Source organism: Lentibacillus populi, assembly GCA_014642895.1.
GTDB classification, from domain to species: domain Bacteria; phylum Bacillota; class Bacilli; order Bacillales; family Amphibacillaceae; genus Lentibacillus_C; species Lentibacillus_C populi.
On sequence record BMJD01000014.1, the window covers coordinates 74,845 to 82,081 of the forward strand.

The 7,237-nt window shown below is 39.1% G+C and carries 13 protein-coding genes; all 13 read left to right on the forward strand.

What is annotated here, in order from left to right; all coding sequences use genetic code 11:
* Positions 1–147 precede the first annotated feature (147 nt).
* The 13 genes from IEX12_RS10640 to IEX12_RS10700 all read left to right on the forward strand — a co-directional run bounded on the left by IEX12_RS10640 (position 148) and on the right by IEX12_RS10700 (position 7,078).
* The gene (locus IEX12_RS10640; protein ID WP_286171078.1) at positions 148–951 is read left to right on the forward strand and encodes a phage antirepressor; all 804 of its coding nucleotides are present in this window, start codon (positions 148–150) and stop codon (positions 949–951) included.
* Complete coding sequence (locus IEX12_RS10645; RefSeq protein ID WP_102416461.1) at positions 951–1,169, forward strand: hypothetical protein; 219 nt, start codon at positions 951–953, stop codon at positions 1,167–1,169. The genes IEX12_RS10640 and IEX12_RS10645 overlap by 1 nt, the downstream gene beginning before the upstream one ends.
* On the forward strand, positions 1,156–1,485 hold the full coding sequence (locus IEX12_RS10650) for a DUF771 domain-containing protein (protein WP_102416459.1): 330 nt from the start codon (positions 1,156–1,158) through the stop codon (positions 1,483–1,485). The genes IEX12_RS10645 and IEX12_RS10650 overlap by 14 nt, the downstream gene beginning before the upstream one ends.
* Positions 1,482–1,739, forward strand: coding sequence for a hypothetical protein (locus tag IEX12_RS10655; RefSeq protein WP_188725123.1), 258 nt, complete (start codon positions 1,482–1,484; stop codon positions 1,737–1,739). The genes IEX12_RS10650 and IEX12_RS10655 overlap by 4 nt, the downstream gene beginning before the upstream one ends.
* 91 nt (positions 1,740–1,830) lie before the next feature.
* Positions 1,831–2,421 (forward strand): hypothetical protein, encoded by a 591-nt coding sequence (locus IEX12_RS10660; RefSeq protein ID WP_188725124.1) that lies wholly within the window; start codon positions 1,831–1,833, stop codon positions 2,419–2,421.
* Between the two features lie 197 nt (positions 2,422–2,618).
* A complete protein-coding gene (locus IEX12_RS10665; protein ID WP_188725125.1) occupies positions 2,619–2,855 on the forward strand; it encodes a hypothetical protein in 237 nt (78 codons plus the stop codon).
* On the forward strand, positions 2,852–3,748 hold the full coding sequence (locus IEX12_RS10670) for a DUF1351 domain-containing protein (protein ID WP_102416451.1): 897 nt from the start codon (positions 2,852–2,854) through the stop codon (positions 3,746–3,748). Before IEX12_RS10665 ends, IEX12_RS10670 begins: the two co-directional genes overlap by 4 nt.
* On the forward strand, positions 3,741–4,400 hold the full coding sequence (locus IEX12_RS10675; RefSeq protein ID WP_188725126.1) for an ERF family protein: 660 nt from the start codon (positions 3,741–3,743) through the stop codon (positions 4,398–4,400). The genes IEX12_RS10670 and IEX12_RS10675 overlap by 8 nt, the downstream gene beginning before the upstream one ends.
* Entirely contained in the window at positions 4,397–4,714 is a 318-nt protein-coding gene (locus tag IEX12_RS10680; protein WP_188725127.1) for an HNH endonuclease, read from the forward strand. Before IEX12_RS10675 ends, IEX12_RS10680 begins: the two co-directional genes overlap by 4 nt.
* A complete protein-coding gene (locus tag IEX12_RS10685; RefSeq protein ID WP_188725128.1) occupies positions 4,707–5,090 on the forward strand; it encodes a hypothetical protein in 384 nt (127 codons plus the stop codon). Before IEX12_RS10680 ends, IEX12_RS10685 begins: the two co-directional genes overlap by 8 nt.
* An 18-nt stretch (positions 5,091–5,108) precedes the next feature.
* Entirely contained in the window at positions 5,109–5,924 is an 816-nt protein-coding gene (locus tag IEX12_RS10690) for a hypothetical protein (protein ID WP_188725129.1), read from the forward strand.
* A gap of 9 nt (positions 5,925–5,933) precedes the next feature.
* Positions 5,934–6,719: an ATP-binding protein gene (locus tag IEX12_RS10695; RefSeq protein ID WP_188725130.1), complete on the forward strand. Its 786-nt coding sequence runs from the start codon at positions 5,934–5,936 to the stop codon at positions 6,717–6,719.
* Between the two features lie 2 nt (positions 6,720–6,721).
* Complete coding sequence (locus IEX12_RS10700) at positions 6,722–7,078, forward strand: hypothetical protein (protein ID WP_188725131.1); 357 nt, start codon at positions 6,722–6,724, stop codon at positions 7,076–7,078.
* Positions 7,079–7,237 lie beyond the last annotated feature (159 nt).

A 7,237-nucleotide genomic window follows, 5' to 3' on the forward strand; every position in this document is an offset into this window, starting at 1 on the left:
TAACTAAGCACTAATAATATATTTTACCATCACCACACCCTGTAATGAATATTTAAACGAGCGGAGCAGGCCATGACTTACCGTTAGAGATAACGAGCCGCAGCAATAGCCAACGCGACGACTTTAAATATTGATTAGGGGGTGTGGGTGGATAAGGAAGGGAGAAAGCAAATGAATCAATTGCAAGTATTCGAAAATGAATCTGGCGTATTTAAAGTGGCAGCGAAATTAGAAAATGGTCAAGTTTTATTTGATGTCGAACAAGTAGCAAAAAGTTTGGGGTTTGTGGAATTTAAAGCAGGAAAGATTTACGTCCGCTGGCGTACTGTCAATGGTTATCTGGGAAAATATGTTTCGCAAGATGTTGCGAAAGGTGATTTGATCCCCGAGCCATTGGTTTACAAATTAGCTTTCAAAGCTTCAAACAGTATAGCTGAACAATTTCAAGACTGGTTAGCGGTCGAGGTAATACCGTCGATAAGAAAACATGGTGCTTATGCAACACCGGAAACAATTGAAAACATTATAAATGACCCGGACTTTGGTATAAAGCTTTTGACCAATCTCAAAGAAGAAAAAGACAAGCGATTGAAAGCGGAACAAACCATTGAATTGCAAAAGCCAAAAGTGGTGTATGCGGAAGCGGTTAGCGTTTCAAAAGACACTGTATTAGTCAAAGACTTAGCAAATGTACTGAATCAAAAAGGAATTGACATAGGGACGAACAGACTTTTCGAATGGTTGCGCGATAATGGATATCTTTGCAAGAAAAAAGGTGAAATGTGGAATTCGCCAACCCAAAAGAGTCTTGACTTAAAAATCATGGTGACAAAACACGGATTACGAACAGGTAGCAATGGAGAGATGAGAAAAACCAGAACACCAAAAATAACCGGGAAAGGGCAAATATACTTTATTAACAAATTCTTGAATAAACAGGGGGTTATTTAATGCTATACGTAAAAACGAAAATCAATGATCAAGTGGAAATGAAAGTGGATTTGTATGAGGATGAAATATTCTCAAGTTGCCCAGTTTGCGGCAAAGAATACCAAGTAGACCCTCTTGAGATAGCAGACATAATAAGTCAAGGCGACGATTTCCCAGGCACAAGCTTTTATTGTAATGGATGTATTAAAGGAAAGGTTGATTCCAATGCAACAACTTAACGTCAACCTAACCATCCCAGTACCTACCGATCAGGTACTTATATCAAAAATCGAACTAGAAGAATTGCAACAAGAATCCTTATCTGGCGTGTACTGGAATATGAAAGATTTATCAAAACGAATTAACAAAAGTGATAGATGGATAAAAGATAACATTCTTTATCGACCAAGATTTAAAAAAATACTTGATACCGAAAATGGTGGGTTTGTCTATTACCCGAAAAATCAAGGCCAGACATGGAGTTTTCAAGCAAAGGAAATGGCCCGATTTTTGGATAAACATTTTATACAAATTTTTGGAGGTGAAACCAAATGACCAACAAACTATTTTTAAAATCCGATCAAGAAAAAGCGGATCAAGCATTAAACGAGTACGATCATTACCGCATGTTAGAGATTGAATACACTGCTAATGCAAAGTTCGGCAGCGCGGCAGCTTGTCTACGCAATGCAGCAAATGCACTGGATACATTGCAATATCTTGAAAATCGCAAGCAGTCGATTGATCAAGCCAGGCAAAATATGCGACAAATCAAACAGCAGGAAGCAATCAGGGGTAGCCGGATATGAAGATCCTTGACCGCATATTTTTTCCGGTGTTGGCAGTATTACAAGCAATTGGATGGATTATATTACTTAGCAATTATTAGGAGGGGTAAACATGAGTTTCACAAAAGGTTCTTTACGAGATTATGTAAATGGAAAAATCGATGAGGCTAGAAAAGAGGTTCGAAATGAAATTGATAACTATATCAAGGTCAATATTAAACAGTCGTTAATTGCAAGACTAAAAGATTTAGAAAACACCACAACACCATTACATGAGGTCGCGGATAAGATTGAAGATTTCTTGGTAGCGGTGAAATTAAATGGTAAATGGAAATATGACCATTTTGTACGCGATATAAGGGATGCATCGGGTTTGAAGAATCGCATTGTTGAATCTGAGATGGCGGATATAAATAGCGCGATTGTGTTAGACAGACCATATAAACTGTTTGGCTTGTTTGACAAGGTAGAGCAGGCAAAAAAAGATTTACGTCCACAATATAAAAAAATAGAAGAAATCAAAACATTGAAGCAAGAAATCGAATCCACCATCAAAAACGCGGCAAGTGGTAAGCAAGCATACAAAAGTCTAATCGCATTAGGTGTTGACATGGAAGGATATGAAGAGGAAGTAAAAATGAAGTTACCTTCTGTTCAAAAACTAAGCGTAGACCCTTGTTTGATAAATGGAAATTGCAATTAAAGGAGGCGAATAACCATTGTACACAGCAAAAGATTTCTTAATTCACGCAGCAGGAACACTAGCAATCGCTTTAATTTTAGCACTGTTTGTCATTTAAAAAAGCCTACCGGCACAGTAGGCAAAGAATGAAATCAAAAAATATTAAATGATTACCCACATTGTAGCGTATAACGCGCAATGTGGCAAGGAGGGTTTGTATGATTAATGATTTATTTGCGGATTTAGCAGTTACATGTATGGAAAATAATTTGTCGTTTGATTACGCGCCGCATGTCGGGGCCATTGATATACGGACAGTTGAAGGGAACGGCAAAAACTTAACGAGCGAAAAAATAAGTAATGGATATATCAAGAAATGGGATCACGAAAGTCCGGAATCAACTTTAAATCGCATGTTGAAGGAAGTCAATGAATATTTGGAGGGGAAACAATGAACGAATTACAAGTTAAAACTATCACACTGGAACCGGCGAAGGTTGTCTTTAATCATGAGGAAATCGAAAAAGATTTGGAAAAAAATCTGCAAAAATATAGCGGCCTGACTTTTACCGAAGATGATGCAACGGAATGCCGCAAGACTATCGCCGATTTACGTAAAGGTAAGAAGGCGGTTGACGAGTATCGGAAGGATATTAAAAAGCAATTGAACGAGCCTGTGAAGGAATTTGAAGATAAATGCAAGGCGCTTAATAAAAAGTTTGATGAAGTCATCGATCCTCTTATTGAACAAAGTGACGCATTTGAAATAAAACGCCGCGATGAGAAACGCATAAAAGTACAAGAAGTCATCGGACAACTTATTGAGGACTTTGATCTATATGAAAAGCATGCGGTTGAGTTAGTCGTCTTAGACAGCCACTTGACAAAAAGTAAGACTATGAAATCGATCGCAGAAGAACTAGAAACGCAAGCCGCACAGTTGAAAACGAAGCAGGATAAAGAAGCAGCTGACAAAGAATTGATTGCCAGCACTGTCAAATTAGCGAACGTGGAAAATGGTATTAAGTTATCGGAATCGGCTTATATCAGTTTGATAGATTACCGGGATGTCGAATCTATCAAACAGCAAATTGCGGATGATGCGGAGAAAGAAGTCGAAAAACAGACGAAAAAAGAAGAACCGAAGATTGAACCGCATCCGATTTTTGAACCGAAAGTTGAAGAAATCCCGTTTACGAATCCGACTGAACCGATACATCCCGTAATAGATGATAAGCCGGAAGTATTCGAAGTGTATAAGGTGACTGGAACCGAACAGCAATTAAGCGCATTAGAGTCGTTTATGACAAGCCAAGGCCTTGGTTGGGAGGTAGTTGACAGTGAGTGAGAAAACACTTGTCAAAAAGCTAGCAAAGGTCATGAAGGAAGTTCAGTACATCGAAAAAAGAGGATTCAACAAATTCAATAATTATAAATACGCGACTGAGTCCGATGTTGCGGAAAAAGTCCGGGAAGTACTAGCTGAACAAAACGTCATTATGCTTCCCGATGTGACAGAACACACCACCCGTGAGCATGTCAACCGGAAAGGAAACACCGAATACATCGCCACCGTTAAAGTGAAATTTACGTTTATTGACGGTGATTCCGGCGAGGAACTATCTATTCACAGCGCCGGAGAAGGGCAGGATGCAGGAGATAAGGCGGTCTATAAAGCGATTACAGGCGCACAGAAATATGCCCTTATGAAGGCCTTTATGATTCCAACCGGGGATGATCCGGAAGCTGATAACGGGGTGGATGAACGAAATAACGGACAAGCGCAGAGAAGGCAACAAGAACCAATCACGCAGGAACAACTAGGAAACATCAAGGTAAAGGCAATGAAGTTTGCAGAAGCCAATAACGGGAGTGTTGATGTGGTTTACGAAGCATTGAAAATAACCGATCTTCCATCGTTAACAAAAAGCCAGGCAGATGCAGCGCTTAAACAATTGGATGCGTGGATTAGTGAAACATATAAGGGTGATAATTCATGACTGTTGTACCTAAACCGCAACACAAAAGACGTATCCCTAAAAGAGCAAAACGCGGGGAATTTAGCAAAGAAGTACGGCAACAAGTATATGAACGTGATAGAGGATTATGTCAACAATGCGGTCGCAGGGGTGAAGAAATTCATCACGTAAAATTTAAATCGCGCGGCGGCAGGGGTGTTTTTACGAACGGATTAACCTTATGTCACCTCTGCCACAAAAAAGTCCATATGAACGGCGAATTAACCGAATACTGGTTAGATTTTTTCACCGATTATTATGGCCCGGATTTTTATAAGGATGAGTGGGATGAGTAAACTAACTGAATTATACAAACAAGCTGAAACACTTAATGATGAAATACCCGGAGAATTAGCTAAGAAAATCCGGGTATACGCTGAAATTATGCAAGTACTCGGAAGGTATCATGCGGCGGCGATCAATGACTATGGGCAAGCATATTCTGCCCGAAAAATGGCATTTGCTCAAGCTGTCATTGATACCCCGGGTACTGGCGTTGTAAAGGAAGCGCAGGCAGAAATTGCATGTAATCCATTGCGGATGAAAGAAGCAGAAGCGGAAGCAGATAAAGAGCGTTGGCGTAACGCGAAGGAAAGTACAGCGGAGATTATAAACGCTCTTAAAAAGCAGTTGGAAACATTGCAGATGGAGTATAACAATGCCGGTAAATAACCAGTAGGAGGGGTGGTTGTGAAGGGGTATATCAAAGATTTTAGAAAAGAACTTAACAGCGATATATGGGTAATGCCACCCCTCTACCATCGAGTGTGGCAATATCTGAAATATACGGTTAATCACAAAGATAACAAAGTTCCAATGCGTGACGGTTCTTTTCTAACAATCAAGCAAGGCCAACATCTAACATCTATGAGAAAGATTGCCAGACAAGTCGGATATTACGAACAAGGAGCCTGGAAGGAACCAAATCCAAAAACTATTAAAGCTATTTTGAACTGGTTAGAGACTCAAAATATGATTTCTGTAAGTAGTGGAGATGGTAACAACAAATACACACTAATAACATTGATAAATTGGGAAATGTACCAATCAGAAAAAGAAGATGGTAACAGTAAATACACAGTCGATACACAGTCGATGGATATAAACAAGAATGATAAAGAATGTAATAAGAATGATAAAGAAAAAGACTATACGTCAAAAATCAAAGATTTATTGCCGGTCTTTTCATCCATTCCCGATTTTAATCAATTAAACAAAAAATACTGGGATGTCATTAGGGAAACAAGAAAGACCGGAAAAGTCTCTAAGAGCGTTATTTACAATACCATGAACAAATGGCAAAAATACGATCCCGTTGTTATTGAGTACGCATTGAGGTCTCACATTGATATGCATTCTGGCAAAAAAGAAGAGTACACCATCGGGATTATGAGAAATACCAGCAAGGATGAAGCACAAAATCGAATGAATCAGAAAAACAAATCGAATGTCATCCCTATTAGCAAAAGAGAATCCCAATATGACGATTACGATTACGGATTTTAGGTGGTGCTTATGGATAAAGCAAGCAATGTAAAAGGGATAACGAGACCAAAAGAACGATTTATTAAAGAATATGTTTGTCCAGGTTGCAATATGACAGTCACCCAAAAAGAAATGGAAATTCCGATTGGCCCACGTAAAGGTGAATGGATAGTGGCTGATTACGGTTGTAAGTGCGAGGATATAAAATTCGTTGAAGAATCCGAAAGAAAGAGCGCAGAATTTAAAAATAAAAAAATGAAACAGTTCTTTGATTACTATTCGCTGATAAATGAATCATTGAAAAATGCGACCCTAGAAAACTATGAACCTACCAGTGAAGCATTAACTGCCGCCAAACAGACTATCACGAACTACATACAGGAGTTTGACGGCACCAAAAATTTATTACTGGTTGGGAATTACGGAACAGGTAAAAGCCATTTATCAGTGTCCGTTACAAAAAAACTAATGGAGCAAGGGAAAGAGTGCTTGTTCCTGTCATTGCCAAAGTTGCTAACGAAGATCAAGGAAACCTATAACAACAAAGGTGTGACAGAGGATGAACTGCTGGAAGTCATCCAAAGGGTGGACTTGCTGGTACTGGATGATTTAGGAGCGGAACATAAAACGGAATGGGCTATCACAAAGCTATTTGAAATCTTGGACAATCGGGCAGGGAAAGCAACGATTTACACAACAAACCTAGATAGCAAAGAATTACGAGAGCGAATGAATGAGCGTAATTTTTCCCGAATGATGGAGAATACGGAAGTTATCAAAATGAACGGTAGAGATTACCGGCGGAGGGAGTTTTGACAATGAGCGAATGGTTAACAACGGGTGAAATGATAGATCGGTTGAAGGTTGGGGAGATTGCGGAAGGAACCGCGGAGTATGAAGTTACAAGAACTAATAAAGGGATAGTTTTTAGCGACGGAGTTCCTTTGTACGTTAACTCTTTTGCTTTAGATATTAAATGGCGCATCCTACCAAACTATGTATCTTTTGAGAAAGCTATGCAGGCGATAAAAAACGGGAGGAACGTTGTCTTTCATGATAAAGAAACGGAACGAAAAATATACACACACGCTTATCAACATTTCAGTATTTTTTTTGAGGAATATAACTGGAATGATTTATTGACTGGCGACTGGACGATAGAAGGTGACAACTAATGTATGACACTGTGGAATGTCCATATTGTGGGTATGAAAACGAAATGGATGGCGATTTTTCCTCAAACGAATTTGATACAGAATGTTCAAACTGCGAAGAAGAATTCGAAGTGATTGTGGAATGGAATCCAAGCTATTACGCTAACAAAATTGAATACG

Excerpts from the sequence above, each read along its gene's own strand:
- IEX12_RS10685 (WP_188725128.1), top strand. The coding sequence starts at position 4,707 with ATGAGTAAACTAACTGAATTATACAAACAAGCTGAAACACTTAATGAT.
- IEX12_RS10680 (WP_188725127.1), top strand. The coding sequence starts at position 4,397 with ATGACTGTTGTACCTAAACCGCAACACAAAAGACGTATCCCTAAAAGA.
- IEX12_RS10665 (WP_188725125.1), top strand. The coding sequence starts at position 2,619 with ATGATTAATGATTTATTTGCGGATTTAGCAGTTACATGTATGGAAAAT.
- IEX12_RS10700 (WP_188725131.1), top strand. The coding sequence starts at position 6,722 with ATGAGCGAATGGTTAACAACGGGTGAAATGATAGATCGGTTGAAGGTT.
- IEX12_RS10695 (WP_188725130.1), top strand. The coding sequence starts at position 5,934 with ATGGATAAAGCAAGCAATGTAAAAGGGATAACGAGACCAAAAGAACGA.
- IEX12_RS10645 (WP_102416461.1), top strand. The coding sequence starts at position 951 with ATGCTATACGTAAAAACGAAAATCAATGATCAAGTGGAAATGAAAGTG.
- IEX12_RS10650 (WP_102416459.1), top strand. The coding sequence starts at position 1,156 with ATGCAACAACTTAACGTCAACCTAACCATCCCAGTACCTACCGATCAG.
- IEX12_RS10670 (WP_102416451.1), top strand. The coding sequence starts at position 2,852 with ATGAACGAATTACAAGTTAAAACTATCACACTGGAACCGGCGAAGGTT.
- IEX12_RS10660 (WP_188725124.1), top strand. The coding sequence starts at position 1,831 with ATGAGTTTCACAAAAGGTTCTTTACGAGATTATGTAAATGGAAAAATC.
- IEX12_RS10655 (WP_188725123.1), top strand. The coding sequence starts at position 1,482 with ATGACCAACAAACTATTTTTAAAATCCGATCAAGAAAAAGCGGATCAA.